General features: G+C 71.9%; 26 protein-coding genes and 1 riboswitch. Of the genes, 17 read left to right on the top strand and 9 right to left on the bottom strand.

The window, feature by feature from the left end; translation table 11 throughout:
* Positions 1–137: 137 nt before the first annotated feature.
* Positions 138–1,178, bottom strand: a complete 1,041-nt coding sequence (gene aroF / locus ABH927_RS06380) for a 3-deoxy-7-phosphoheptulonate synthase (RefSeq protein ID WP_370018925.1) — start codon at positions 1,176–1,178, stop codon at positions 138–140.
* A 227-nt stretch (positions 1,179–1,405) separates the two neighbouring features.
* Between aroF and ABH927_RS06375 the strand changes: the two genes are divergently transcribed.
* From ABH927_RS06375 to ABH927_RS06365, 3 genes are all read left to right on the top strand, one after another.
* Positions 1,406–2,026 carry a sulfite oxidase-like oxidoreductase gene (locus ABH927_RS06375; RefSeq protein ID WP_370018924.1) on the top strand — a complete coding sequence of 207 codons (621 nt, stop codon included), beginning with the start codon at positions 1,406–1,408 and terminating at the stop codon, positions 2,024–2,026.
* A 27-nt stretch (positions 2,027–2,053) separates the two neighbouring features.
* Positions 2,054–3,196 (top strand): sensor histidine kinase, encoded by a 1,143-nt coding sequence (locus ABH927_RS06370; RefSeq protein ID WP_370018922.1) that lies wholly within the window; start codon positions 2,054–2,056, stop codon positions 3,194–3,196.
* Positions 3,197–3,286: 90 nt separating this feature from the next.
* Entirely contained in the window at positions 3,287–4,039 is a 753-nt protein-coding gene (locus ABH927_RS06365; RefSeq protein WP_370018920.1) for a LytR/AlgR family response regulator transcription factor, read from the top strand.
* Between the two features lie 445 nt (positions 4,040–4,484).
* On the opposite strand, the gene ABH927_RS06360 is transcribed toward ABH927_RS06365, so the two are convergent.
* A complete protein-coding gene (locus ABH927_RS06360) occupies positions 4,485–5,324 on the bottom strand; it encodes a deoxyribonuclease IV (RefSeq protein WP_370018918.1) in 840 nt (279 codons plus the stop codon).
* Positions 5,325–5,482: 158 nt separating this feature from the next.
* On the opposite strand from ABH927_RS06360, the gene uraD reads away from it, so the two are divergent.
* The 9 genes from uraD to alc all read left to right on the top strand — a co-directional run bounded on the left by uraD (position 5,483) and on the right by alc (position 13,525).
* Entirely contained in the window at positions 5,483–5,956 is a 474-nt protein-coding gene (gene uraD / locus ABH927_RS06355; protein WP_370018916.1) for a 2-oxo-4-hydroxy-4-carboxy-5-ureidoimidazoline decarboxylase, read from the top strand.
* Positions 5,953–6,300 (top strand): hydroxyisourate hydrolase, encoded by a 348-nt coding sequence (gene uraH, locus ABH927_RS06350; RefSeq protein ID WP_370018915.1) that lies wholly within the window; start codon positions 5,953–5,955, stop codon positions 6,298–6,300. The genes uraD and uraH overlap by 4 nt, the downstream gene beginning before the upstream one ends.
* A gap of 1 nt (position 6,301) precedes the next feature.
* Positions 6,302–7,165: a factor-independent urate hydroxylase gene (gene pucL, locus ABH927_RS06345; RefSeq protein ID WP_370018913.1), complete on the top strand. Its 864-nt coding sequence runs from the start codon at positions 6,302–6,304 to the stop codon at positions 7,163–7,165.
* A gap of 4 nt (positions 7,166–7,169) precedes the next feature.
* Positions 7,170–8,033: a xanthine dehydrogenase family protein subunit M gene (locus tag ABH927_RS06340; RefSeq protein ID WP_370018911.1), complete on the top strand. Its 864-nt coding sequence runs from the start codon at positions 7,170–7,172 to the stop codon at positions 8,031–8,033.
* Positions 8,030–8,506, top strand: coding sequence for a (2Fe-2S)-binding protein (locus tag ABH927_RS06335; protein ID WP_370018909.1), 477 nt, complete (start codon positions 8,030–8,032; stop codon positions 8,504–8,506). The genes ABH927_RS06340 and ABH927_RS06335 overlap by 4 nt, the downstream gene beginning before the upstream one ends.
* 114 nt (positions 8,507–8,620) lie before the next feature.
* Complete coding sequence (locus ABH927_RS06330) at positions 8,621–10,009, top strand: 8-oxoguanine deaminase (RefSeq protein ID WP_370018907.1); 1,389 nt, start codon at positions 8,621–8,623, stop codon at positions 10,007–10,009.
* Between the two features lie 4 nt (positions 10,010–10,013).
* Entirely contained in the window at positions 10,014–11,186 is a 1,173-nt protein-coding gene (locus ABH927_RS06325; protein ID WP_370018905.1) for a glycerate kinase, read from the top strand.
* Between the two features lie 45 nt (positions 11,187–11,231).
* Positions 11,232–12,563 (top strand): allantoinase AllB, encoded by a 1,332-nt coding sequence (allB, locus tag ABH927_RS06320; protein WP_370018903.1) that lies wholly within the window; start codon positions 11,232–11,234, stop codon positions 12,561–12,563.
* Complete coding sequence (alc, locus tag ABH927_RS06315) at positions 12,560–13,525, top strand: allantoicase (RefSeq protein ID WP_370018901.1); 966 nt, start codon at positions 12,560–12,562, stop codon at positions 13,523–13,525. Before allB ends, alc begins: the two co-directional genes overlap by 4 nt.
* 192 nt (positions 13,526–13,717) lie before the next feature.
* Here the strand turns inward: alc and pknB are convergent, their stop codons facing one another.
* From pknB to thiO, 4 genes are all read right to left on the bottom strand, one after another.
* Positions 13,718–15,721, bottom strand: coding sequence for a Stk1 family PASTA domain-containing Ser/Thr kinase (pknB, locus tag ABH927_RS06310; RefSeq protein ID WP_370018899.1), 2,004 nt, complete (start codon positions 15,719–15,721; stop codon positions 13,718–13,720).
* Positions 15,722–15,832: 111 nt separating this feature from the next.
* Positions 15,833–16,618: a thiazole synthase gene (locus ABH927_RS06305; protein ID WP_370018897.1), complete on the bottom strand. Its 786-nt coding sequence runs from the start codon at positions 16,616–16,618 to the stop codon at positions 15,833–15,835.
* Positions 16,619–16,620: 2 nt separating this feature from the next.
* Positions 16,621–16,821, bottom strand: coding sequence for a sulfur carrier protein ThiS (thiS, locus tag ABH927_RS06300; RefSeq protein WP_370018895.1), 201 nt, complete (start codon positions 16,819–16,821; stop codon positions 16,621–16,623).
* 25 nt (positions 16,822–16,846) lie between these two features.
* Complete coding sequence (thiO, locus tag ABH927_RS06295) at positions 16,847–18,037, bottom strand: glycine oxidase ThiO (protein ID WP_370018893.1); 1,191 nt, start codon at positions 18,035–18,037, stop codon at positions 16,847–16,849.
* A riboswitch (TPP riboswitch) is annotated at positions 18,026–18,137 on the bottom strand. It overlaps the preceding gene by 12 nt.
* Before the next feature lie 129 nt (positions 18,138–18,266).
* On the opposite strand from thiO, the gene ABH927_RS06290 reads away from it, so the two are divergent.
* Genes ABH927_RS06290 through thiE form a run of 3 tightly spaced genes read left to right on the top strand, consistent with a single transcriptional unit; the run spans position 18,267 to position 20,544 of the window.
* Complete coding sequence (locus ABH927_RS06290) at positions 18,267–19,445, top strand: NAD(P)/FAD-dependent oxidoreductase (RefSeq protein WP_370018891.1); 1,179 nt, start codon at positions 18,267–18,269, stop codon at positions 19,443–19,445.
* 43 nt (positions 19,446–19,488) lie between these two features.
* The gene (locus ABH927_RS06285) at positions 19,489–19,863 is read left to right on the top strand and encodes an Rv2175c family DNA-binding protein (RefSeq protein WP_370018889.1); all 375 of its coding nucleotides are present in this window, start codon (positions 19,489–19,491) and stop codon (positions 19,861–19,863) included.
* A 27-nt stretch (positions 19,864–19,890) separates the two neighbouring features.
* A complete protein-coding gene (gene thiE / locus ABH927_RS06280) occupies positions 19,891–20,544 on the top strand; it encodes a thiamine phosphate synthase (RefSeq protein ID WP_370018887.1) in 654 nt (217 codons plus the stop codon).
* A 91-nt stretch (positions 20,545–20,635) separates the two neighbouring features.
* On the opposite strand, the gene ABH927_RS06275 is transcribed toward thiE, so the two are convergent.
* Positions 20,636–21,703 carry a polyprenyl synthetase family protein gene (locus tag ABH927_RS06275; protein WP_370018886.1) on the bottom strand — a complete coding sequence of 356 codons (1,068 nt, stop codon included), beginning with the start codon at positions 21,701–21,703 and terminating at the stop codon, positions 20,636–20,638.
* 135 nt (positions 21,704–21,838) lie between these two features.
* Between ABH927_RS06275 and metF the strand changes: the two genes are divergently transcribed.
* On the top strand, positions 21,839–22,762 hold the full coding sequence (gene metF, locus ABH927_RS06270) for a methylenetetrahydrofolate reductase [NAD(P)H] (protein WP_370018884.1): 924 nt from the start codon (positions 21,839–21,841) through the stop codon (positions 22,760–22,762).
* Positions 22,763–23,020: 258 nt separating this feature from the next.
* Here the strand turns inward: metF and ABH927_RS06265 are convergent, their stop codons facing one another.
* Both ABH927_RS06265 and ABH927_RS06260 read right to left on the bottom strand, forming a co-directional pair.
* Positions 23,021–23,572: a GNAT family N-acetyltransferase gene (locus ABH927_RS06265; protein ID WP_370018882.1), complete on the bottom strand. Its 552-nt coding sequence runs from the start codon at positions 23,570–23,572 to the stop codon at positions 23,021–23,023.
* 85 nt (positions 23,573–23,657) lie between these two features.
* Positions 23,658–24,134, bottom strand: a complete 477-nt coding sequence (locus tag ABH927_RS06260) for a YbaK/EbsC family protein (protein WP_370018880.1) — start codon at positions 24,132–24,134, stop codon at positions 23,658–23,660.
* A 128-nt stretch (positions 24,135–24,262) separates the two neighbouring features.
* Between ABH927_RS06260 and ABH927_RS06255 the strand changes: the two genes are divergently transcribed.
* Positions 24,263–25,090, top strand: a complete 828-nt coding sequence (locus tag ABH927_RS06255; RefSeq protein ID WP_370018878.1) for a L,D-transpeptidase family protein — start codon at positions 24,263–24,265, stop codon at positions 25,088–25,090.
* The last annotated feature ends 123 nt before the right edge of the window (positions 25,091–25,213 follow it).

Genomic DNA, 25,213 nt, shown 5'->3' with positions numbered 1-25,213 from the left:
CGCGAGCCGTACCGGGTGATGACTCGCATGATCACGAATCGGGTCGTCGCTGGTGGCGGGCCTTGCCGGGGAACCTGTGCATGATCACGGCGAGGTGGGGTGCAGGTCGCGGGGGGTGCGCGGGAACCTGTGCATGATCACGCCGGGGTTGGGGCGGCGGGCTTGGCCAGGGTGCGGGAGACCAACGGGGGGAACTCCCGCATGATCGTGGCCAGCTCGGAGAGGTCGCCGTCCACCAGGGCCTGAGGGCCGTCGCAGAGGGCCTGCTCGGGATGCGGGTGGACGTCGATGATCACACCGTCGGCGCCCACGGCGATCGCGGCCCGGGTCAGGGGGAGGACGAGGTCACGCCGGCCGCCCGAGTGGGACGGGTCCACGATGACCGGCAGGTGGGACAGCCGCTGCGCCACGGGCACCGCCGAGATGTCCAGGGTGTTGCGGGTGGCCGTCTCGTACGTCCGGATGCCGCGCTCGCACAGCACGATGTCCAGGTTGCCCCGCTGGGCGATGTACTCGGCGGCCATCAGCCACTCCTCGATCGTCGCCGTCATGCCGCGCTTGAGCATGACCGGCTTGCCGGCCGCCCCGACGGCCTGGAGCAGCGCGAAGTTCTGCGCGTTGCGGGTGCCGACCTGCAGCATGTCGGCGTAGGACGCGACGAGCGCCACATCGTGGGCGTCGACGACCTCGGTGACGATGGGCAGCCCGGTCTGCTCGCGGACGTCCGCGAGGATGCGCAACCCGGCCTCGCCCAGCCCCTGGAAGGCGTACGGCGAGGTGCGCGGCTTGTACGCCCCGCCGCGAAGGAGGGTCGCGCCGGCCGCCTTGGCCATCTCGGCCGCTTCGAGGGTCTGCCGCGGGGTCTCCACGGCGCAGGGCCCGGCGATGAGCGTGACGGTCTCCGGGCCGATCGGCACGCCGCGCACCGTGACCGTGGACCGCTCCGGATGATTCTCCCTGCTGACCAGCTTGTACGGCGTGGAGACCCGGACGACGTCGGCGACGCCCGGCATGGCGCGCAGGTTCAGCGCCGTGAACTGCTCCACGTCGCCGATCAGCCCGATGATCGTACGGCTCACGCCGCGGCTGGCGAAGGCGTCCCCGCCGGCGGAGCCGACGAGCTCGACGATCGACTCGATGTCGTCCTGCGTGGCCTCGGGCCCCATGACGATGACCATGTGATGCTCCCTTACAAACGCAGAAGGCCCCGGGTCCTTGTGGACCCGGGGCCTTCGTTCGCCTTGGCTGTCAGCGCAGCGCTTGAGGGCGAGCGGTCCTCACGGGTCCGTCGCCATACCAAAACGCGAAAGCGGTGCGCATGGCTCGAAATATAGCGCATCGTTCGCACCGCCGGATCCGTGACACGAGGGGTCCGGTGCCGGGTGATCTTCTCGCTGGTGGCAGTATGGCGTCCGTGCCGGAGAACGCTGAGGAGGAGAACCGTCTGCCCCCGGGGCAGTACATCCCCCGCGGACGGCCGGTCATCCACTACGGCAGGGTGCCGGCGTTCCGCCCCCAGACGTGGCGGTTCCAGGTGCTCGGCGCGACGGCCTCGGGCGAGCCGCACGACTTCACCTGGGAGGAGTTCTCCGGGCTGCCGCGCACGACGGTGGTGGCCGACTTCCACTGCGTCACCAAGTTCTCCCTCATGGGCAACGAGTGGGGCGGCCACCCGGCGTCGGCGCTGCTCGAAAGGGTTCCTCCCGCGCCCGGCGTGCGGCACGTCATGGTATGGGCCGAGTACGGCTACAGCGCCAACCTCCGGATGAGCGACTTCGCCAGGGACACCACGCTGTTCGCCACCGAGATCAACGAGAAGCCGCTCTCGCCCGAGCGTGGCTATCCCGTACGCATCGTCGTGCCGCACCTCTACGCCTGGAAGAGCGTCAAATGGGTGCGCGGCATCGAATACCTGACGGAGGACCGGCGGGGTTTCTGGGAGGAGCGCGGCTATCACAACGTCGCGGACCCCTGGAAGGAGCAGCGCTACTCATATCAGGAGGAGCCGGGCGACGGCCCGCCGTGAGCCTTCCGAGGGGCTACGGTTTCCGGCGTGTCTGTAGCCGGTTGGGTGGCGCTCTGCGCGGCGTCCGGAGCCCTGTCCGGAGCTCTGTCCGGAGCTCTCGGGTTCGTCCTGGCCCGCAGGTGGCCGCGCCGCCGCGAGCTGGCGGGCGAGGCGACGTTCCTCGCGCTGCACATCGCGGGCCTGGCCGCCCCCTCGCTGCGGGCGGGCCTGACCAGGGAGTCCGCGCGCAAGGCCGTACGGCACCTGCGGACCCTGCTGGGGACCTCCGCGCTCGCCGTCACCTCGGTGGAGCGCGTGCTCGCGAGGGACGGGGACGGCGTCCCCGAGGACGACAGGGTGCTCGGCGAGGTCCGAGCGGCGATGATGGGCGGCCGGGCACACCTGGCGCCCGGGGAGCCGAGCGGCGTGGTCGTGCCGCTCACCGTCGAGGGCCGGGTCGTGGGCACGCTGGCGGCCTACGACACGGCGGTCAGCGCCTCGCTGGTCCGCACGGTGACCGAGCTGGGCCGGTGGGTTTCCGGCCAGCTCGAGCTCGCCGAGCTCGACTCCTCCCGCAGGCGGGCGCTGGAGGCCGAGATGCGGGCGCTGCGGGCGCAGATCTCGCCGCACTTCGTCTACAACTCGCTGACCACGATCGCGTCGTTCGTCCGCACCGATCCCGAGCGGGCCCGCGAGCTCCTGCTGGATTTCGCCGACTTCACCCGCTACGCGCTGCGCAGGGCCCGCGACTTCACCACGCTCGCCGACGAGTTGAGCTGCGTGGACCGCTACCTGCTGCTGGAGCGGGCGAGATTCGGCGACCGCCTGCGGTTCACCGTGCAGGTCGCCCCCGAGGTGCTGCGCGTCCCGGTGCCGTTCCTGTGCCTGCAGCCGCTGGTCGAGAACGCCATCAAGCACGGCATGCCCGGAGAGGTCAGAGTGGTGATCAAGGACGCCGGGTCCGAGGCGCACATCTCGGTCGAGGACGACGGGATCGGCATGGACCCCGAGCACGCCAGGGCCATCCTCGGCGAGGAGCCGAAGGGCGGGATCGGGCTGAGCAACGTCGACCTCCGGATGCGCCACATCTACGGCCGTGACTACGGCCTGGTGGTCGAGACCTCGCCAGGGGAGGGGACGCGGATCCAGCTGCGGATCCCGAAATGCCGCCCGGAGCACAGCCCGGTGTAGGCCCGCGATGTGTGCGAACTGTAGTCGCAATGTCACACATTGTGGACGCTCGGCTTGCGAAGCGGGGGAGCGGCACGGCACGGTGTGGCCATGCTGCGCGTTCTTGCGGTCGACGACGAGGTCCCCGCGCTGTCCGAGCTCGCCTATCTCCTCCGGCAGGACGCCCGGGTGGAGCACGTCGCCACGGCGTCGGACGGCGGGGTGGCGCTCCAGGACATGGTCCAGATGATCGTGGCGGGCGAGCGCCTCGACGGAGTGTTCCTCGACATCCGGATGCCGGGGCTGGACGGCCTGGATCTCGCCCGGCTGATCGGCGGCTTCCCCACGCCGCCCCGGCTCGTCTTCGTCAGCGCCCACGACTGCGCGGTCCAGGCGTTCGAGCTGGAGGCGGTCGACTACTTACTCAAGCCCGTACGCCCCGAACGGCTCGCGGAGGCCGTACGGAGGCTCTGGGCGGCCCTGGCGCCCCCTTCTGGGGAGGAGGCCACGGATGTCATCCCGGTCGAGCTCGGCGGCCGCACGCGCTTTCTGGCGCAGCAGGATGTGCGGTACGCCGAGGCCCATGGCGACTACGTCCGCCTGCACACGGCCGATCAGGCGTACCTCGTGCGGATGTCCCTGGCGGCGCTGGAACGCCGCTGGGGCGGCTCCGGCTTCATCAGAGCCCATCGCAGCACGCTCGTGAACGCGCGGCACGTCAGCGAGCTGCGTTTCGACGCGGGCAGGGTGGTGCTCCAGGTAGGGGCGGAGACTCTTCCGGTGAGCAGGCGGCACACGAGGCAGGTCCGCGAGCAACTGGTCCGCCAGTTCCGCACGTCGCCCAATTCCACCGATTGTGCGTGATCACGGCGACGTTGTGCACACCCGTGGTTGTGTGCGCCTGGATCGACCGCTCGTCGTCCGGGAGGCTCCGCTCATCGTGGTACGGCGGGCCGTATGGCGCGAACTAGGGACCGCTCATCCGAAGGTCCATCCGCCCGCATGATTACCCCTCGTAGTGTTTCCCGCGTCGCAAGACACGCGGGGTAGCCGACGAGGTGAGCAGGTTCTCACCTTGGGGCTACCGGGCGGGGCCCTACCGGGGGGGAAGGGCCCGGCCCTGCGTGACGGGGGGCGTCAATGCGGGCGATCCGGCCATACGGGGGCGCCGGATCGCCCGAGGCCCCCCGGTCGGAGAACCGGCCGGCCTCGAGCGGCGTGCGGCCGGCGTGAGGACGCGTGCGGCCAGCGTCAGGACGGCCTGTGGGCGGGCGCTAAGACGGCCTGTGGGCGGTTGTGCCGGTGGATCTCAGTCGCCGCGGAGCTTCTTGAGCAGTTCGATGTCCTCGCGGTGCTTGTCGGCCTTGCCGGGCGTCTCGATGCAGATCGGGACCCCGGCGGCGACGGGGTGGCGCATGAGGTCACTGAACGCCTGCGCGCCGATGTGCCCCGCGCCGATGTTCTCGTGCCGGTCCCGCTTGGAGCCGCACGTGTCCTTGGAATCGTTGGCGTGGATCAGCTTCAGCCGTCCGGGGGCCACCTCGTGCAGCGCGTCGAGCGTGAGCCGCACCCCATCGGGAGCCGCCAGGTCGTGACCGGCGGAGAACGCGTGGCAGGTGTCCAGGCAGACCCCCACCTTGGGGTGGAAGTCGAGCGCGTCCAGGTAGGGACCGAGGTCCTGCACGGTGGCGCAGAGCATCTGGCCCTGCCCGGCCATCGGTTCGAGCAGCAGGTCCGGGCCGTCGCCGGGGATCTCGTCGAGCAGCGGCAGCAGGTGCTCGCGGATCTGCCGCATGGCGTCCTCGCGTGGCTGGCTGACGGCCGAGCCCGTGTGGACGACCACGCCGAGGGCGCCGGTCCGGGCGCCGCGGCGGAGCGTGTGCCGGATCACCGCGACCGAGTTCTCCAGCGTCGCCGGGGTCGGCGAGCCGAAGTTCACCAGATAGTTGGCGTGGACGAACACCGGCACGCCGGACTCGCCCAGCTTCGCGTCCTCGGCGGGGTTCCCCTCGCTGAGCGCCCAGCCGCGCGGGTTGGTGACGAAAACCTGGATCATCTCGGCGCCGATGTCGGCGGCGTACCGCAGGCCGCCCGTGGCGAGGCCGCCGGCGACGAACACGTGGCCGCCGATGAGGTTGGAAGCAGTCATGGTGACCTCCAGCGTAGTGACGGCTGCTGCGTGACCGGCCCCGTCTTCGCGTGACGCCCCCTTTGTGACAACGTACAAACCGTCCCTCGGCGGCGGACGGGCGGTTGGGCGTTCCCGTCGCTAGCCCGGGTCGCGGAGCGGGCTGTCTACTTGCTGGCATGCGAGAACTCAGCCAGGAGGAGCTCCGCTCCTGCTGCGCGTCCACGGAGTGGGTGTCGGCCGTCGCGGCGGGCCGGCCGTACCGGGACGCCGGTGAGCTGGTCACGGCGGGACAGGCGGCCGTCGCCGGCCTGAGCTGGGAGGGCGTGGAGGAGGCCCTGGCGGCGCACCCGAGGATCGGCGAGCGCCCGGCCGGGAACGACACGGAGGCCGCCTGGTCGCGGCGAGAACAGTCCGGCACGGCGGGCGCCGACCCGGCCATCCTCGACGCGATCGCGCAGGGGAACCTGGCCTACGAGAGGCGGTTCGGGCACGTCTACCTGATCTGCGCGACCGGCCGCCGGGCCGAGGAGATGCTCGACATCCTGCTCGCCCGGCTCGCCAACGACGAGGAGACCGAACGGAAGATCGTCAGGGACGAGCTCTCGAAGATCGTAAAACTGAGGCTGGCGAAGCTGTGGGAGGGCCGGTGAGCCTCTCGACGCACGTGCTGGACACCGCCCGGGGCCGTCCCGCCAAGGACCTGTTCGTACGGCTCTCGCGCCGCGCGGCGCACGGTTTCGTGCCGGTCGCCGAGGGCCGCACCGATGAGGACGGCCGGATCCGTGAGTGGTCGCCGCTGGGCCGGAAGTGGATCGCCGGCGCCGACCCGCGCCCCGGCACCTACCGGCTGGTCTTCGACACGGGGGCCTACCTGGGGGAGGACGCGTTCTTCCCCGAGGTCAGCGTCGTGTTCACCATCCGCGACGCCGGCGAGCACCACCACGTGCCGCTGCTGCTCAGCCCGTTCGCCTACTCGACCTACCGGGGAAGCTAGCATGATCATTTTGGGTCCCAACAGGTACGGCAAGGCCGAGACCAGGGTCGTGCGGGTCACCCGCCACGGGGACGCCCACAGCATCAAGGACCTCAACGTCAGCACCGCGCTCTCCGGCGACATGAGCGCCGTCCACCTGAGCGGCGACAACTCGGCCGTGCTGACCACGGACGCGCAGAAGAACACCGTCTACGCGTTCGCCGGGAAGCACGGCATCGGCGCGATCGAGGACTTCGCCCTGCTCCTGGCCCGGCATTTCGTGGACTCGCAGCCGACCATCCACCACGCGCGGGTCGCGGTCGAGGAGTACGCCTGGGAGCGCAACGCCGCCTCCGGGCACTCGTTCGTCCGGTCGGGCCGGGAGACCCGCACGTGCGTGGCGCACTACGACGGCTCGCGCGCCTGGGTCGTCTCCGGCCTGGCCGACCTGGTGCTCCTCAACACCACCAACTCGGAGTTCTGGGGCTACATAAAGGACGAGTACACAACGCTGCCGGAGACCCGCGACCGGATCCTGGCCACGGCCGTGAACGCCTCCTGGCGGCACGCCGAGCCGGATGAACGGGATTGGGACAAGTCATACGACAGGGCGCGGCAGGCCATGCTCGCCGCGTTCGCGGACACCTACAGCCTGTCCCTGCAGCAGACCCTCTACGCCATGGGCGCCCGCGTGCTGGCCGGCTGCCCCGAGATCTGCGAGGCGCGGCTCTCGCTGCCGAACAGGCACCACCTCCTCGTGGACCTGTCGCCCTTCGGACTGGGCAACGAGAACGAGGTGTTCTTCGCGGCCGACCGGCCGTACGGGCTGATCGAGGGCGCGGTGCTGCGCGACGACGCCCCCGCCGCCGGACCGGCCTGGGAGTGACGTGATGGACTTCCTGCGCCCGCTGACCTGGGACGAGGCCCTGGCGTACAAGGCCGGGCGGCCGGAGGCGACGCCGATCCAGGGAGGCACCGACGTCATGGTGGAGATCAACCTCGACAAGGGCCGCCCGGCCGCCCTGCTCGACCTGAATCCGATATCGGAGCTGGCCGGATGGTCCACGGAGGGGCGGACCATCCGCGTCGGCGCCGGGGTGACGTACTCACGGCTGATCGCCGAGCTCGGCTCCCTGCTCCCCGGGCTGGCCCAGGCCGCCCGGACGGTGGGGTCGCCGCAGATCCGCAACCGCGGCACGGTCGCGGGGAATCTCGGGGCGGCCTCGCCCGCCGGGGACTGCCATCCTCCGCTGCTGGCGTCCGGCGCGGTCGTGGAGGCCGAGTCGGCGCGGGGCACGCGGATGATCCCGATCGGCGAGTTCTACACGGGCGTGAAGCGCCACGCGCTCGCTCCCGACGAGCTGATCCGGGCGGTGCACGTCCCGGCGGCCACCGGCCCGCAGTACTTCTCCAAGATCGGCACGAGGAACGCCATGGTGATCGCGGTCTGCTCGTTCGCCATCGCGCTTCATCCGGGGGAGCGGCGGGCCGGGACGGGGATCGGCTCGGCCGCGCCGACCCCGCGCCGGGCCGTCGCGGCGGAGGAGTTCCTGGCCGGGGAGCTCGACTGGGACGGCCGGTCGGCGCTCGACCCGGGCGTCGCCAGGCGGTTCGGGGAGCTGGTCGCTGAGGCGGCCTCGCCCATCGACGACGTGCGGGGGCGGGCGGACTACCGTCTCCACTCCCTGGCCGTCATGGCCCGGCGCACGCTCGGCTGGGCCTGGAAAGACTATGCGGGGAGGGGATCGGCGTGAGGGTGCACCTCGACGTCAACGGGCAACGGATGGCCGCGGACGACATCTGGGAGGGTGAGAGCCTGCTCTACGTCCTCCGGGAGCGGCTGGGCCTGCCGGGCGCCAAGAACGCCTGCGAGCAGGGCGAGTGCGGCTCCTGCACGGTCTACCTGGACGGGGTCCCGGTCTGCGCCTGCCTCGTCGCGGCGGGCCAGGCCGAAGGCCGCGAGGTGATCACGGTCGAGGGCCTGGCCACGGGGGATCAACTCGATGAGGTGCAGCGGTCGTTCGTCGATGCGGGAGCCGTACAGTGCGGGTTCTGCACTCCCGGCCTGATCGTCCAGGCGCACTCGCTGATCGAGAGCACGCCGGAGGTCCCGGAGGACGCCGACATCAGGGAGGCGCTGGCCGGCAACCTCTGCCGCTGCACGGGCTACGAGAAGATCATCGACGCCGTCCGCCTCGCCGCGACCCGCAAGAAGGCCGCCCGTTGACCCCCCTCCAGCGTGATCATGCACAGGGTCCCGGAGCCGCCCCGCGACCTGCCGCTCCCCCCGCCGTGATCATGCACGGCTTCCCGCTCGCCCCCCGTGACCTGCGAGCCCTCTGTGCGTGATCATGCGACCCGGCGGGTCGTCATCGAGAACGCCTACATCGTCCCCGTGGTGGGCGAGGAGATCCCGTCCGGCCACATCGTCATCGAGGGCGACCGGATCACGGCGGTAGGTCCGGGAGGCGCGGCGGACGCGGGCGAGGCGGGAGCCGTTCCGGACAGGGCCGAGCGGATCGACGCCACCGGCTGCCTGGCCACCCCCGGGCTGGTCAACACCCACCACCACCTCTACCAGTGGGCCTCGCAGGGGGTGACGCCCGACGGCACGCTGTTCGAGTGGCTGGTCGCCAGCTATCCGCTGTGGGCGAGGATGGACGCCGAGGTCGTCGCGGGCGCGGCGACCGCCGGTCTGGCCTGGCTGGCGAGGTCCGGCTGCACCACCACGACCGACCACCATTACATCTTCCCCAAGGGACGCGGCGACCTCTTCGACGCGGAGATCGAGGCGGCCCGGCAGGTGGGCGTACGGTTCCACCCGTGCCGAGGCTCGATGGACCGCGGCCAGTCCCAGGGCGGCCTGCCGCCGGACGACGTCGTCGAGCGGGCGGACGAGATCCTCCAGGCCACCGAGGACGCGATCCGGAAATATCATGACCCGTCGTTCGGCTCGATGCTGCGGATCGCCGTCGCGCCCTGCTCGCCGTTCTCGGTCAGCGGCGAGCTCATGGTCCGCTCGGCGGAGCTGGCACGCGCGCACGGCGTCCGGCTGCACACGCACATCGCGGAGACCGCCGACGAGGACGAGCACTGCCGGGACCAGTTCGGCGTGCTCCCGGTCGAGTATCTCGACCAGCTCGGCTGGCTCGGTCCCGACGTATGGCTGGCCCACTGCGTCCACCTGACCGACAAGGACGTCCGCCGCTTCGCCGAGACCGGGACGGGGATCGCCCACTGCCCGTCGTCCAACGGCCGGCTCGGCGCCGGCATCGCCCGCGTCTCCGAACTGCTCCGCGCCGGGGCGCCCGTCGGCCTCGGCGCGGACGGCGCCGCGTCCAGCGAGATGACGCCGCTCGCGGGAGAGATCCGGATGGCCATGCTCATGCAGCGCGCCCGGTACGGCCCGCGCGCCCTGACCGCCCGCCAGGCTCTTGAGCTGGCCACCCTCGGCGGGGCCCGGTGCCTCGGGCGGCAGGCCGAGATCGGCTCGCTGGAGGCGGGCAAACTCGCCGACATCGCCCTGTGGAGGCTGGGCGGCTACCACGCCGCGATCGACGACCCGGTGGTCGCCTTCGCGTACGGCCAGACTCCGCCGCTGGCCCGCCTCCTGGTGGGCGGCCGGACGGTGGTCGAGGGGGGTGAGCTGCGGACGGTCTCCGACGCGGCGGCGGCCGAGGCGGGAGCGCGGGCCCACCGTCGCCTCCTGTCGGCCGATCTGCGAAGGTGAGCCCGTGAAAGGACATGTCGTAATCGCACCGGACAAGTTCAGGGGGTCGCTGACCTCGCCACAGGTGGCCGCGCACGTCGCGGCCGGGCTGCTGCTGGCCGGTCGGGGGGAGACGCCGTCCGTCCGGCTGCCGGTGGCCGACGGCGGCGACGGCACCATCGACGCCGTGGTGGCCTGCGGATTCACCCGCGTGGAGGTCGAGGCGACCGGCCCCACCGGCGAGCCTCTCCTCGCCTCCTACGCCGTCCGGGACACGGTCGCCGTGATCGAATTGGCGGAGGCGTCCGGCCTCCGGAGGCTCCCCGGGGACGCCGCGCCGCTGACCGCCACGAGCTACGGGACGGGCGAGCTCATCCTGCACGCCGTACGGCACGGCGCCACGCGGATCGTGCTGGGACTCGGGGGCAGCGCCTGCACCGACGGGGGAGCCGGCATGGCCCAGGCCCTCGGCGCGCGGCTGCTGGACGAGAACGGCGACGACCTGCCCTTCGGAGGGGCCGCGCTGCGGAGCCTGCACCGGATCGACGCCTCCGCGCTCGCGGAGCTCTCCGGCATCGAGTTCGTCGTCGCGAGCGACGTGGACAACCCGCTGCTCGGCCCGCACGGAGCCGCCGCCGTGTACGGCCCGCAGAAGGGGGCCACCCCCGGCGACGTGGCCGTCCTGGAGGCGGGCCTGGCCCGCCTGGCCGCGGTCGCCGCCCACACGCACAGCCTCGCCGGGGCGGTCGAGCACGACGGCACCGTGCGGAGCATGGGCGTGGCGGCCCAGCCGGGCGCCGGAGCCGCCGGGGGAGTGGGCTTCGCCGCGCTGGCCTTCCTGCACGCCGAGATCCGGGCCGGCATCGAGTATCTGCTCGAACTGGTGGACTTCGACCGCCACGCCGAGGGAGCGGCCCTGGTGATCACAGGCGAGGGCTCCCTCGACGAGCAGTCGCTGCGCGGCAAGGCCCCGGTCGGCGTCGCGTCCGCGGCGGCCAAGCACGGGGTGCCGGTCGTCGCGGTCTGCGGCCGGCGGACGATCGGCGACGAGGAGCTCCGGGCGGCTGGGATCGAGGCGGCCTACGCCCTGACCGAGATCGAGCCCGACGTCGAGCGCTGCATGACCGAGGCCGGGCCACTGGTCGAGCGCCTCGCCCGCACGATCGCCGAGACCCACCTGCAGGACAGCCCGTCGTGATCATGCACACCTCCCCGCCCACCCCGTCCCACCCGCGGAGCAGCCATGCGTGATCATGCGCCACAGCCGTACGACCTGGTGATCCGCTCCCGCCGCGTGGTGACGCCCGATGGCGAGCGGCCGCTCGCGGTAGCCGTACGAGACGGCAAGATCGCTGAGCTCCGCCCCTACGACGAGCCGTCGGCGGCTCGGGAGACGGTCGATCTCGGCGACCTCGCGCTCCTGCCGGGCCTGGTGGACACCCACGTTCACGTCAACGAGCCGGGCCGGACGCACTGGGAGGGCTTCGCGTCGGCCACCAGCGCGGCGGCCGCCGGAGGGGTGACGTCGATCGTCGACATGCCCCTCAACTCGCTGCCGCCCACGGTGAACGTGCCGGCCCTGGAGATCAAGCGCAAGGCCGCCGAGGGCCAGTGCCACGTCGACGTCGGCTTCTGGGGCGGCGCCGTTCCCGGCAACCTGGCGGACCTCGGGCCGCTGCACGAGGCCGGGGTCTTCGGCGTCAAGTGCTTCCTGTCCCCGTCGGGCGTGGACGAGTTCCCCGCGCTCGACCCCGCCGGGCTCCGCGACGCCCTGGCCGAGGTGGCGTCGTTCGGCGGGCTGCTCATCGCGCACGCGGAGGACCCTGGCTCCCTCACCGAACCGCTCGGCCCGACATATCCGGAATTCCTGCGATCTCGCACGCAGGACGCGGAGCGCAGGGCCGTCGAGCAGGTCATCGAGCTGGCGGCCCGGACCGGCGCCCGCGCCCACATCGTGCACGTCTCGGCCGCCGCCTGCGTCGAGCCGCTGCGCCGGGCACAGCGCGACGGCGTCCGGATCAGCGCCGAGACCTGCCCGCACTACCTCACGCTGGCCGCCGAGGAGGTCAGCGGGCCCGCGTACAAGTGCTGCCCCCCGATCAGGGAGGCCGCCAACCGCGACGCCCTCTGGCAGGCGCTGGCCGACGGCGTGCTCATGGGCGTCGTCTCGGACCACTCACCGTCGACGCCCGACCTCAAGGTGCCCGACTTCGCCCAGGCCTGGGGCGGCATCTCCTCGCTCCAGCTCGGCCTGCCGGTCATGTGGACCGCCGCCCTCTCCCGGGGGTACGGCCTGGCCGACGTGGTCCGCTGGATGGCCGAGGGCCCCGCCGGGCTGGTCGGCCTGCCGTACAAGGGGGCGATCAGCGTGGGGGCGGACGCCGACCTCGTGGCCTTCGACCCGGCCGCCGAGTTCACCGTGGACGTGGCCGAGCTGCGCCACAGGAACCCCGTCTCCCCCTATCACGGCAGGACGCTCACCGGCGTCGTGCGGACGACGTGGCTGCGCGGCACGCCGATCGACTTCACCACCCCGCGAGGGCGGTTCCTCAGCTCAAAGGACGGACAGAGATGACGGACTTCACCCGGTTGCCCGATCTGGCGCTCCGCACGTACGGCGGGGCGGTCGTCGCCGCCAACGACGAGTCGTTCGCCGAGCGGGAGGCGCTCATCAGGCCCGGGCCGCCCGCGTTCCGGGCGCACACGTTCGGCGCGAAGGGCCAGGTCTACGACGGCTGGGAGACGCGGCGGCGGCGCGAGCCCGGCCACGACTGGGCGGTCGTACGGCTCGGCCTCCCGGGCGTGATCAAGGGCATCGTGATCGACACAGCCTGGTTCAAGGGCAACTACCCGCCGCACGCGTCGGTCGAGGCGTGCGCGGCGGACGGCCACCCGGCGCCGGGCGAGCTGGACGGCTGGGTCGAGATCGTGCCGAAGAGCCCGCTGAGCGGCGACACGGCCCATGAGTTCACCGTCGACGACCCGCGCCGCTTCACGCATGTGCGGCTGAACGTCTTCCCCGACGGAGGCGTGGCCCGGCTGCGGGTGCACGGCGAGGTGGTGCCCGATCCCGAGTTCCTGAGGGACCTCACCGTGGACCTGGCCGCCCTGGAGAACGGGGCCCTCGTCACGGCCTGCTCCGACGAGTTCTACTCCTCGCCGAACAACGTCATCGCCCCCGGGCTCGCCCGGAACCAGGCCGAGGGGTGGGAGACCGCCAGGCGCAGGGACGGAGGCAACGACTGGCTGGTGGTCGCTCTCGCCGGGGCGGGCACGGTGGCCGTGGCCGAGCTGGACACCGCGAACCTGGTCTTCAACGCTCCCGGCTGGGCCTCGCTGAAGGGGATCGACGCGGAGAAGGCGGCGCTCGACGACGACGCGGCGTGGTTCCCCCTGCTGCCGAAGACCCGGCTGCAGCCGGACACGCGGCACCGCTTCCGCCTCGACAGCGACCGCCGGATCACCCACGCGCGGCTCGACATCTACCCGGATGGCGGCCTGGCGAGGCTGCGCCTACTCGGCCGGCTGGCCGAGTGAGCGGGGCTGGCCGAGCGAGCCGGGGCCGTACGCGCCAGGCGCGGGTGGCCGGCGAGCTGCATGATCACGTGAAGTGACTTCGCAGGTCACCGCGGCTCGCGGGGAACCTGTGCATGATCACGCCGGGTGGAGGGGCAGGTCATGGCGTGCCCCCGGGACTCCGTGCATGATCACGCCGGGGGTGAGGGGGGGTCAGTGCCAGATGGTGATTTTGGTTCCCATCGGCTGCTGGCCCAGCGGCTTCTCGCCGATGACGCGGCCGGTGCCGACGAGGTCACGGATCTTGACCTTGAACCCGGCCGCCCGCAGCTCCGCGCTGGCGTCGCGCAGATCCTTGAACCGGACGTCCGGCACGTTGACGAAGTCAGGCGTGGCGACCGAGTCGTCGTTCTCCCACGGCCAGTGCCAGCCGTCGTCCGGGCCCTTGGAGATGGTCAGGTGGACGACCGCCCCGGCCACGACCTCCGAGCCGCCGGACGGGTCCTGTGCGATCACCGTGCCAGGCGGGGTGTCGTCGGCCGTCTCGTAGATCTGGACGTTGAAGCCCTTGTCCCGGAGGAACTGCTCGGCCTGGTCGCGCATCATCTGCGTGACGTCCGGCATGAGCAGGCCCGCGCTCAGCACCAGGTTGACGCTGGAGTTCTTCCTGACCCGCTTGCCGACCACCGGGACCGTGCGGACGACCAGGCCGCGCGCCACGGTGTCGCTCGCGGTCTTGCTGACCCGCCCGACGCTGAGACCCGCCTCGGCGATCTTCGTCCGGGCGTCGGCCTCGCTGAGGCCCTCGACCTTCGGCACCGGGATCGTCTCCGGCCCGGCCGACGGGATCAGCGTGAGCAGCGACCCCTTGGCGACCTCCGCGCCGGGTCCCGGCTCGGTGTCCAGGACCCTGTCCTTGTCGAGGCGGTCGTCGAAGCGGGCCTTGCCGATCTTGACCTCGAAGCCCGCCTTCTCCGCCTGCTGCCTGGCCACGGTGATGTTCTGGCCGAGCATGTCGGGCACCTGCGTGTAGCGGCCCTGGGAGAACCACCAGCCGCTGAACGCGATCCCGGCGACCATCACGAGGGCCAGGCCGACGATGAACCAGTTGGGCCGCCACCCGCGCACCCGCCCCAGCAGGCCGTTCGCGGCGGGCGTGGGCGGCAGTTCGGACTTCGGCTGGATCATCGTGTGGCTGATCGGCCCCTGCGTGTGCTGGCCGGGCATCCCGTGCCCGGCCGACATGTACTGGCCCGTGCCGTACGGCGGGGCCGTGCCGGCCGCGGCGGCCGTCGGCGGGCGGGTGGCGTACTGACCGGTGTGCGAAGCGGTGTGAGAAGCGGTGTGCGGACCGGTGGGCTGGCCGGTCCGGGGGAGCGAGCGGTGCGTCTCGACGGCGGCGACCAGCATGGCGGTCGCGTCATCCGGGCGCTTCGCGGGGTCCCGGTCCGTGGCCGCGGCGACCAGCGCGTCCAGCGCGGGCGGCGTCTCGGGGACGATCGACGAGGGGGCCGGGACGCTGTCGTGCACGTGCCGGTAGGCGACCGACATCGGCGTCTCGCCGTCGTACGGCTGCCGCCCGGTGAGCAGCTCGAACAGCATGATCCCGGCGGCGTAGACGTCGCTGCGGGCGTCCGCCTGGCCGGAGGTCACCTGCTCGGGCGACATGTAGCCGATCGTGCCGATCATGATGCCGGTCTTGGTCTGGTTGGTGGCCTCGACCGCGCGGGCCAGGCCGAAGTCGACGACCTTCACCCGGCCGTCGTCGGCGAGCAGCACGTTCTCCGGCTTGACGTCCCGGTGGACCAGGCCCGCCTGGTGGGCCGCGCCGAGGGCGGCGAGCACCGGGATCATGATCTCCAGGGCCTCGCGCGCGGGCAGCCGCCCCCGCAGGCGGAGGACGTCACGCAGCGTCTTGCCCGGGACGTACTCCATCGAGAGGTAGACGTGGGCTCCGTCGGTGCCCTGGTCGAAGACCTGCACGATGTTCGGGTGCGACAGGCTGGCGACCGACTTGGCCTCGCCGATGAACCTCCGCACGAACTGGGGGTCCTCGGCGAGCGAGCGGTGCATCACCTTGACGGCGACCGTGCGGTCGAGCCGGACGTCCAGAGCCAGATAGACGGAGGCCATGCCGCCCCGGGCGATCCGGGACTCGACGCGGTAACGCCCGTCGAGCAGCTGCCCTACGAGCGGGTCGGTAAGCGTCGTGTCCACCCGCCCGAGTTTACGGGTGATTTGCCGCTCGCATGGCTTGCGAACCCCAAACCGAGACCTATTCGGCCGCCCATTTCCACGTCCGGAAACCGGCGACCATTCCCAAAACCGCTATAAACGACGCGGCGAGGACGCCTCAGCGTAGCGTTTCCTCGGGATCCGCCCGGCCAGCCGCGCCTGCCGTCCGGCGGTGACTGCGGATCGCATGGCGGCGGCCATCAGGCCCGGTCGCCGCGCCCGGGTCACCGCGCTAGCGAGCAGCACGGCGTCACAGCCCAGCTCCATCGCCAGCGCCGCGTCGCTGGCCGTGCCGATGCCCGCGTCGAGGATCACCGGGACGCCCGCGGACTCCACGATCAGCTCGATGTTGTGCGGGTTGCGGATGCCGAGCCCCGACCCGATCGGCGCGCCCAGCGGCATCACCGCCGCGCAGCCGGCCTGCTCCAGCCTGCGGGCCAGGGCCGGGTCGTCGCCGATGTAGGGGAGTACGACGAACCCGTCGGCCACCAGCCGTTCGGCGGCGTCGAAGGTCTCGATGGGGTCGGGCAGCAGGGTCCGCTCGTCGGCGATGACCTCCAGCTTCACCCAGTTGGTCTCCAGGGCCTCCCTGGCCAGGCGGGCGGTCAGCACGGCCTCCCCGGCGGTGAAGCAGCCGGCCGTGTTGGGCAGGACCCTGATGCCGCGGCGCCGCAGCACGTCGAGCACCGACCCGCGGGACGCCGGATCGAGCCTGCGCATCGCCACCGTGGTCAGCTCGGTGCCCGACGCCTCCAGCGCCTGGTCGAGCACCTCCAGCGAGGGCGCGCCGCCGGTGCCCATGATCAGCCGGGAGGCGAACTTCTCCCCGCCCAGGAGGAACACGTCTTCCGTCAGCGCGTCGTTGAGAACCTCGTCCATCGTCAGCCTCCCTGGACCGCGGTGAGCACCTCGACCAGGTCGCTCTCCGACAGCGCGGTCGTCTCCCATCCGCCCCGGCTCACGACCTCGCCGTTGACCGCCACCGCGACACCGGACGTCAGGGGCGTCAGGCGGCGTACGGCCTCGCCGACCGTCGCCCCGTCGGGCAGCTCGACGTCACCGCCGTTGATCGTCACTTTCATCTGATCGTCACTTTCATCGGCACTTTCAACGGCTGAATCTCCCTGGATCGCAGGACTTCACGACGTCCGGCACCTCGCCGCCGGTCAGGAAGGCCACGACGGCCTCCGCGGTGATGGGGGCGAGCAGGACGCCCGCCCGGTGGTGCCCGGTGGCGGCGAACACTCCCGGCGAACCGGCTGGGCCGATGAGCGGCAGGTTGTCGGGCGTCCCCGGGCGGAACCCCACCGCCGTCTCCGTGAGCGCCAGCTCGGTGATGCCCGGGACCAGCTCGCGGGCGTCGCGCAGCAGCTCGTAGACGCCGCCCGCGGTGACCCTGCCGTCGAACCCCAGCTCCTCCACGGTCGCGCCGACGGTGATCTCGCCGTCGCCCCGCGGGACCAGATAGGCGGGGGAGCCGTGCACCAGCCCCCGCACGCAGCGGGTGAGGAACCCCTCGGGGCCGCGCAGCCGGAGGATCTGCCCCTTGATGGGCCGTACGGGCAGCCCCGGCAGGAGTGACGGTGACCACGACCCGGCCGCGACGACCACGCTCGTGGCGCGGACGACCTCGCCGGAGGCCAGCCGTACACCGCCGGGACGGTCGCCGTCGGCGTCGCCGTCGCTGTCGGCGTCCAGCGCGGTCACGCGGCCGGGAAGGAGCGTGCCGCCCGCCTTCTCGAAGGAGGTGAGCAGGGCGCGCAGCACCCGGCGCGGGTTCACCCAGGCGTCGTCGCGGGCGAGCAGGCCGCCCCGGACCGACGGCGAGAGCATGGGCTCGAACGCCCGGCACTCGCGCCCCGTCAGCCGTTCCACCCGCAGGCCCAGGGTCTTCTCGAAGGCCGCCAGCTCGTCGAGGTAGGCCATGTCGTCCGCGCCGTAGGCGATGTCGAGGGTGCCGTCGGTGCGGTAGTCGAGGGCGGCGCCGCTCTCGTCCTCCAGCTCGGCGCGGAACGAGGGCCATCCGGCCAGGGACGCGAGGCCCAGGCGGAGCAGCGGCTCCTCCGTGTAGGTCACCTCGCTGACGGGCGCGAGCATCCCCGCCGACACGTGGGTGGCCCCGCCTCCTGGGGCGGGATCGACGACGGCCACCGAAAGGCCCCGCCGGGCCGTACGCCAGGCGACGGACAGGCCGACGACGCCGCCGCCCACGACGACGACGTCGTAACCGGAGCCATAACCGGTGCCGTGGCCGGTCTCGCGGCCGGTCTCCGCACGGACTCGCCGTGGATCGAGCACAGCGCTCCCTTCGCCGGCATTACCCGGATCAGGTCGTTTGCGGTCGAGAGCCGTACGCTCTCCTCTCAGCCCGGCCCGCCGGGCTCCCGCGCGTCTTACGTTCACAGCCTAGTGCTGATCGGTGGGCGTAACGCACAACACGGGCATCTCGCGCTGTGCGTACTACTTACCCAAGTCGTTATCGAATCTCCATTGGCGCGTGCCCGGGTTGACAATCTATGGTCAGGGCGTGGATCACGTTGTGGTGGTGGGTGCCGGCCTGGCCGGCGTGCGGAGTATCGAGGCGCTGCGGGCCCACGGGTTCGCGGGCCGGATCACGCTCATCGGCGAGGAACCCCATCGCCCCTATGATCGGCCACCGCTTTCCAAGGCGGTGCTGCTCGGCGAGACCGACTCCACTGTGGTCGACTCCGACCTGGACGCCCTCGACGTCCGGCTGTGCCTCGGGACCGCGGCCAAGGGCCTGCGCGACGGCGTGCTGGAGACCACCGAGGGCGAGCTGGAGTACGACGGCCTCGTCATCGCCACGGGAGCCGCCCCCATCCGTCTGCGCGGCGAGGGCCACCAGCACGTCCTGCGGACCATCGACGACGCGCTCGCGCTGCGCTCGATCCTCGTCCCCGGGGCCCGCGTCGCCGTCGTCGGCGCGGGCTGGATCGGCGCGGAGGTCGCCACGGCCGCGGCCAAGGCGGGCTGCGCGGTCACCGTGGTCGAGGCGGGCGAGACGCCGCTCTTCTCCGCGCTCGGCGGCGAGGTCGGCCGCCACACGAGCCTCTGGTACGGCGAGGCGGGCGTGGAGCTGCGGCTCGGCGCGGTGGTCGGCAGCGTCGACCCCGACGGGCTCACCCTCATGTCCGGTGACCGGATCGAGGCCGACGCGGTCGTCACGGGCATCGGCGTGCGGCCCGCGGTCGAGTGGCTGAAGGGCTCCGCCGTCGCCCTCGACAACGGCGTGCTGGCCGACGAGCACCTGCGGACGTCGCTGCCCAATGTGGTGGCCGTCGGCGACTGCGCGAACTGGTGGTCCCGCAGGTACGGCCGGCGGCTGCGGGTCGAGCACTGGGACACCGCCCTGGGCGCCCCCGACACCGCCGCCGTCACGCTCCTGGGCGAGGAGGCGGTCTACGACCCCGTCCCTTACTTCTGGTCCGAGCAGTTCGGCCGGATGGTCCAGTTCGCCGGGCATCAGGGCGCCGCGGCTCGGCTGCTGCTCCGCGGCGACCCCGGCGCGGACGCCAAGTGGGCGGCCTGCTGGCTCACGGCCGACGACCGGCTCGCGGCCATCCTCACCGTGGACCGGCCCCGCGACCTGGTGCAGGGCCGCCGCGCCGTGGAGAGCGGCCGGCGGCTGGACCCCGCGCGCCTCGCCGACCCCATGGTCACGCTCCGCGACTGCATTATGGCCTAATCGAGGTGTTTCCTGGCAGCTTCCCTGTGGTAATGGTGGATCCGTGACGCTTACTGTTGCGCAGATCGACCGGGAGACCGACGAACTCGTAGGGGAGTGGCTCCCCCTCTCGGACGCCGCCAAGAACCTCGGGCTCAGCATCGGCCGGGCCAAGCAGCTGCTCAAGGACAAGAAGCTCGTCGGCGCCCGCAGGGGCGGCGGGGAGCCGCACATCCCGAAGGTCTTCATCGCCGGAGGAGACGTGCTCAAGGGGCTTCCCGGGACCCTGACCGTGCTCGCCGACGCCGGGTACGGCGAGGTCGAGTCCATCCGGTGGCTGTTCACGCCGGACGACTCGCTGCCCGGCTCGCCGATCGACGCGATCGTCGCCGGACGCCACACCGAGGTCAAGCGCAGGGCCCAGGCGCTGGGATTCTGACCACCTGACCCGTGGCATTGTGGTCGGGTGACCGACACCCGGCGAGAGCGACTCGCGCAGGCCAGGCTCTACCTCTGCACCGACGCCAGGCGGGACCGCGGCGATCTCGAGGACTTCCTCGACGCGGTCCTCGCCGGCGGCGTGGACGTCGTCCAGCTGAGGGAGAAGGGCCTGGAGGCGCGCGAGGAGCTGGCACTGCTCGACGTCTTCCGCGCGGCCTGCGAGAGGCACGGAGCGCTCCTGGCGGTGAACGACCGGGCGGACGTGGCCTACGCCGCGCGCCCGGACATCCTCCACCTGGGGCAGGACGACCTGCCCGTGCCGGTCGCCCGGGAGATCCTCGGGCCGGACGTGCTGATCGGCAGGTCCACGCACTCCGCGGCCGAGGCGTCGGCGGCGGCCGCCGAGCCCGGCGTCGACTACTTCTGCTGCGGGCCGATCTGGCCGACGCCCACCAAGCCGGGGCGTCCCGCGCCCGGTCCCGCGCTGATCAAGCACGCCTCCGATCTCCGTACGGCACGGCCGTGGTTCGGCATCGGCGGCATCGACCTCGGCACGCTGGATGAGGTCATGTCCTACGGCGTGCGCCGGGTCGTGGTCGTCCGGGCGATCACGGAGGCCGCCGATCCCGGAGCGGCGGCCGCCGAGCTGCGGGCCAAGCTGGACGCGACGCCCCTCTGACCGGGCTTCGACCGGATCCGCCCGGTTCCGGCCCCGGCGTCCGTGACGGGCGTGTGTGCCCGGGCGCCTGTGACCGCGTGTTCGACCCGGCTCAGGTTCGCCGGGAGGTGGCGGCGACCGCCAGCGACGCGAGAGCCGTACGGGCCGTCTCGTCGATGGGGGCCTGCTCCAGCGCGCGCAGCGCGTCGTCGAGGTAACGCTTGATCATCCCCTCGCACGCCGCCCTGGCTCCGGAGTCCTCGATCGCGGCGCGGAGCCGTTCGACCCCCTCGGCGTCGAGCCGCGGATCGCCGAGCAGGCTCCGCACGGTCTCCGCCTGCGCGGGCGACGCCTCGGCGAGAGTCCGGGCGATGAGGATGGTCCGCTTGCCCTCACGCAGGTCGTCCCCGGCCGGCTTGCCGGTCTCGGCGGGGTCGCCGAAGACGCCCAGGATGTCGTCGCGGAGCTGGAAGGCGATGCCGACCTGCTGGCCGTACTGCACGCACAGCTTGTCGATCCAGGGGCGCTGGGCCCCCGCCGCCAGCACGAGCCCGAGCCGGAGCGGCTGCTCCACCGAATACTTCCCGCTCTTGAACAGGGCGACGCGAAGGGCGCTGTCGAACGTGCTCTGCCCCTGGGCCTGCTCCAGCAGGTCGAGATACTGCCCGCACATGAGCTCGGTCAGCATGTGGTCGTGCACCGGCTGGGCGGTGGCGAGCGCCTCGGGCGGCAGTCCGCTGGTCCGCCACATCTGGCCGGACCACACCAGCAGCAGGTTGCCCAGCAGCACGGCGGCTCCCTCGCCGAACTGCTCGGCCGAGCCGTGCCAGCCCGCCTCCGCGTGCATCCGCTCGAACCGCCGGTGCGCCGACGGCATCCCCCGGCGCACGTCGCTCGCGTCCATCACGTCGTCGTGGATCAGCGCGCTCGCCTGGAGGAGCTCCAGCGACGCGGCGGCGGCGTGCATCGCGGGCTCGTCACCCCCGCCCGCCGCGCGCCAGCCCCAGTAGCAGAAGGCCGGGCGGAGCCGTTTGCCGCCCGCCAGGAAGTCCTCGGCCGCCGACAGCAGGGAGGCCAGGTGCGGGTCGGTGAAGAAGGGGCGCTGCCGGTCGACGAACTCCCGGAGCGAACGGTCCACCCCCGGGCGGATGAGGTCGAGCGGGGCGGCGGAAGCGGTCATGCTTCGAGGGTAACGGGCGTTGATCCAGTGTCCCATCAGCAGATACCCCGTTCGCGAGTCCCTGGTAGTCACCCGTGACGTCCACATGCCGATCGTGGTCTGCGCCGGAGACGCCGGGGCCTGTAACCTTGGGCCATGGCTCTCGGTCTGCCCTCACGACTTCCCGGCCGTGTCCCGACGGTCCGCGAGTTGCTGGCCGCGGGCGAGCGGTCCTTCTCGTTCGAGTTCTTCCCCCCGAAGACCGACGAGGGCGAGCGCCAGCTCTGGCGGGCGATCCGCGAGCTGGAGGCGCTCCGGCCGACGTTCGTGTCGGTCACCTACGGCGCCGGGGGCTCCACGCGGGACCGCACGGTCGGCATCGTCGAGCGGCTGGCCCACGAGACCACCCTCACCCCGGTCGCCCACTTCACGGCGGTCGACCACTCGATCCGCGAGCTGCGCCACCTCGTCGGCCGCTTCGCCGACGCGGGCGTGCGCAACATCCTCGCCGTCCGCGGCGACCCGCGGGGCGGCGATCCGCTGGACGAGTGGGTCAGGCACCCGGAGGGCGTGGCGTACGCGGAGGACCTGGTCCGGCTGATCCGGCAGGTCGGCGACTTCTGCGTGGGCGTGGCGGCCTTCCCGTACAAGCATCCGCGGTCGGAGACGATCGAGTCGGACACCGAGTTCTTCGTGCGCAAGTGCCGGGCGGGCGCGGACTACGCGATCACCCAGATGTTCTTCCGGGCGGAGGACTATCTGCGGCTGCGCGACCGGGTGGCGGCCAGGGGTTGCGACACGCCGATCATCCCCGGTGTCATGCCGGTCACCCAGATGAGCACGATCGCCCGGTCCGAGCAGCTGTCGGGCGCGCCGTTCCCGCCGGAAGTGGCCGCCAGGTTCGAGGCGGTCGCCGACGACCCGGCGGCGGTACGGAGGCTCGGCATCGAGCACGCCGCGGAGATGTGCCAGACGCTCCTCGACGAGGGGGCGCCGGGCATCCACTTCATCACCTTCAACCGGTCGAGCGCGACGCGTGAGGTGTTCCAGGCGCTCACCCCCGCCGCCGCGGTCTCCTAGCGCCCCGGTCATGGAAGGGCAGCAGGTGTGGACCCTTCCAAGCCCCCCTTCGCGTGATCATGCACATGTTCCCGCACGTACCGTCCTGCCTGGCGCTTCGTGCGGCGTGATCATGCACGATGAGGGCGCGACCGCCGGATGGACACTGCATGATCACGAAGAGTGTCGGCGCTGATCAGACCGCGTGTGGCGGAATCCGTGCGTGATCACGATTCGGGAAACCGCACGTCCCCAAGCTTCCCGGGATACCCAGCATGATCACGGCAGGGGCAGCTTCGTCCCCGCGATGACGTAGTTCTCGTAGCCGCCGGGGAAGACGAACTCCGTCATCAGGTCGACGAAGCCGATGTCGCGGTAGAGGTGGCGGGCCGCCGTCGGCGCGTCGTGCGTGGACAGCACGGCGACGCGCTCCGGGCGGCCCTCGCAGATGGCGTGGATCATCCGGCGGCCGATGCCCTTGCCCTGGTGATCCGGGTGGACGTGGATCTCGGCGATCTCCAGGGCGTCGCCGAACCATTCCTCGGAGGCCCGGGGCCCGGCCCGGTCCTGCAGGGCGCCGCGGACCACGTCGTGCCACCACTGCCCCGGGGCGCCGTGGAAGCCGTAGGCGAACCCGACGATCTGGTTCTCCTGCTCCGAGGCCTCGGCGAGCATGCAGACGAAATGCGGATATGTCGCGTGGTTCCGCATTATGGCCATGCGACCGGCGAGCTGATCCGAGGGCGGCCGCATGGCGACCGTGTAGATGGCGAGCACTGTGTCGAGTGCCGCTTTGAACTGGTCAGGCCCGACCCGCCGCAGTTGGATCACTTTCCGCAGACTAGCAAAGCCTTCCCGGGCGCCGGATGCCTCACTCGGCCCGGCGGGACCCGGCTCCGGCTCGCTCCACGCCGGCTCACTCCACCTCGGCCGGGGTGCCGGACGTCATCGCGAGCAGTTCGTCGAAGGTCGTGGGGAAGACGGTGTGCGGATGTCCAGCCGCGGCCCACACGACCTCGTGCTTGGCCAGCCAGGTGTCCACCAGCGTCCGCACCGGGGCCGGGTGCCCCACCGGGGCCACCCCGCCGATCGGCTGCCCGGTGTGCTCCCGGACGAACTCCGGCGTGGCCCGCCGTACCTTCGCGGCGCCGACGAGACCGGCGATCAGATCGGTGTTCACGCGATGGGCGCCGCTGGTCAGCACGAGGAGCGGAGCGCCGTCCGCGTCGAAGATCAGGCTGTTCGCGATCGCCCCGACCTCGCAGCCGAGCTGGGCGGCGGCCGTCGCGGCGGTCGGCGCGGACTCCGGGAGGACCACGATCTCGCCCTCCGCGCCGTGCGAGCGGAGGGCCTCGGCCACGCGGGCGGCGTTCGGATGCAACTTTTCTGACACGCGGCCACTCTAAACACCACGTGGAACAGAAACGATTGATTACCGCTTCATGTCCCACATCGGGACCACCAGCCCCATGCGCTATGGTCCTTTGATCTAAACATGACCTGAATGAGAGGTTGGTCACGATGGGGGCACGACGGCAGCTGGCCGCCGCGGCGCTGGTCACGGTGGGGGCCGTGACGTTCGCAGTGGGCGGCGTGACAGGTGCTGCGCAGGCGCGCGTTCTTCCCGCGCACGCGAGTACGACGGCGGCGCGCACGGAAGTCGCCGCCTCGGCGGCGTCCGCCGCCGGGACCGCCGCCCGGTTCACCGCGCCGCACAAGACGCTGAAGATCGGCGCGAAGGGCGCCGCGGTCCTGGCGCTGCAGATCCGGCTGAAGGAGCTCGGCTACGTGCCGGGCAAGACCGACGGCAAGTACGGCGGGACCACCATGACCGCCGTTTGGGCCTTTCAGAAGGTCCAGGGCATCGCGCCGACCAGCACGGTCGCGAGCAAGACCTGGGCGGCCCTGGAGAACCCGAAGGCGCCCGCGATCCTGGTGCCGAACGGCAAGCCCGACCGCGCCGAGGTGAACCTCACCAAGCAGATCATGGTGCTCTACCTCGGCGGCGTCCCGAAGCTGATCACGCACATCTCCTCCGGCAGCGGGATTCCGTACACCGAGTGGGCGGTGTGGAACGGCAAGCGGCAGAAGTTCACCGGCGACGCCCGGACGCCGACGGGCGACTTCAAGACGACCTGGCGGAAGAGCGGGTGGCACAAGTCGTACCTGGGCCAGCTCTATAACCCGATCTTCTTCAACGGCGGCATCGCCTTCCACGGCGCGCTGTCGGTGCCGCTCTACCCGGCGTCGCACGGCTGCGTGCGGCTGCCGATGCACGTGGCGGACGTCCTGCCCGGCGTGCTCGGCACCGGGGTGCCGGTGCACGTCCGCGGCAGGTTCGTCCGCTGACGGGCCCTTCTCAGGGAGGCTCCGCGCTCTTCGGAGGCCCCGCGCGACATGGTCGCGCGGGGCTTTCGGCGTCTTCGGACCGGCTTTTCGGGTGTCTTCATCGAAAGCGTGTTCGTTGACACG

The sequence above is a fragment of the Planotetraspora sp. GP83 genome (assembly GCF_041262585.1).
Taxonomy (GTDB): domain Bacteria; phylum Actinomycetota; class Actinomycetes; order Streptosporangiales; family Streptosporangiaceae; genus JAOEGB01.
Note: the sequence above shows the minus strand (reverse complement) of the source record. Positions and strands in the feature narration are given on the sequence as shown.

Bases quoted from the DNA above. Each gene is read 5' to 3' on its own strand.
- allB (WP_370018903.1), top strand. From the start codon at position 11,232: ATGCGTGATCATGCGCCACAGCCGTACGACCTGGTGATCCGCTCCCGC.
- aroF (WP_370018925.1), bottom strand. From the start codon at position 1,178: ATGGTCATCGTCATGGGGCCCGAGGCCACGCAGGACGACATCGAGTCG.
- ABH927_RS06275 (WP_370018886.1), bottom strand. From the start codon at position 21,703: ATGACCGCTTCCGCCGCCCCGCTCGACCTCATCCGCCCGGGGGTGGAC.
- ABH927_RS06375 (WP_370018924.1), top strand. From the start codon at position 1,406: ATGGCGTCCGTGCCGGAGAACGCTGAGGAGGAGAACCGTCTGCCCCCG.
- ABH927_RS06305 (WP_370018897.1), bottom strand. From the start codon at position 16,618: ATGGACGAGGTTCTCAACGACGCGCTGACGGAAGACGTGTTCCTCCTG.
- alc (WP_370018901.1), top strand. From the start codon at position 12,560: ATGACGGACTTCACCCGGTTGCCCGATCTGGCGCTCCGCACGTACGGC.
- metF (WP_370018884.1), top strand. From the start codon at position 21,839: ATGGCTCTCGGTCTGCCCTCACGACTTCCCGGCCGTGTCCCGACGGTC.
- ABH927_RS06360 (WP_370018918.1), bottom strand. From the start codon at position 5,324: ATGACTGCTTCCAACCTCATCGGCGGCCACGTGTTCGTCGCCGGCGGC.
- ABH927_RS06340 (WP_370018911.1), top strand. From the start codon at position 7,170: ATGGACTTCCTGCGCCCGCTGACCTGGGACGAGGCCCTGGCGTACAAG.
- pucL (WP_370018913.1), top strand. From the start codon at position 6,302: ATGATCATTTTGGGTCCCAACAGGTACGGCAAGGCCGAGACCAGGGTC.
- uraD (WP_370018916.1), top strand. From the start codon at position 5,483: ATGCGAGAACTCAGCCAGGAGGAGCTCCGCTCCTGCTGCGCGTCCACG.
- thiS (WP_370018895.1), bottom strand. From the start codon at position 16,821: ATGAAAGTGACGATCAACGGCGGTGACGTCGAGCTGCCCGACGGGGCG.
- ABH927_RS06255 (WP_370018878.1), top strand. From the start codon at position 24,263: ATGGGGGCACGACGGCAGCTGGCCGCCGCGGCGCTGGTCACGGTGGGG.
- ABH927_RS06365 (WP_370018920.1), top strand. From the start codon at position 3,287: ATGCTGCGCGTTCTTGCGGTCGACGACGAGGTCCCCGCGCTGTCCGAG.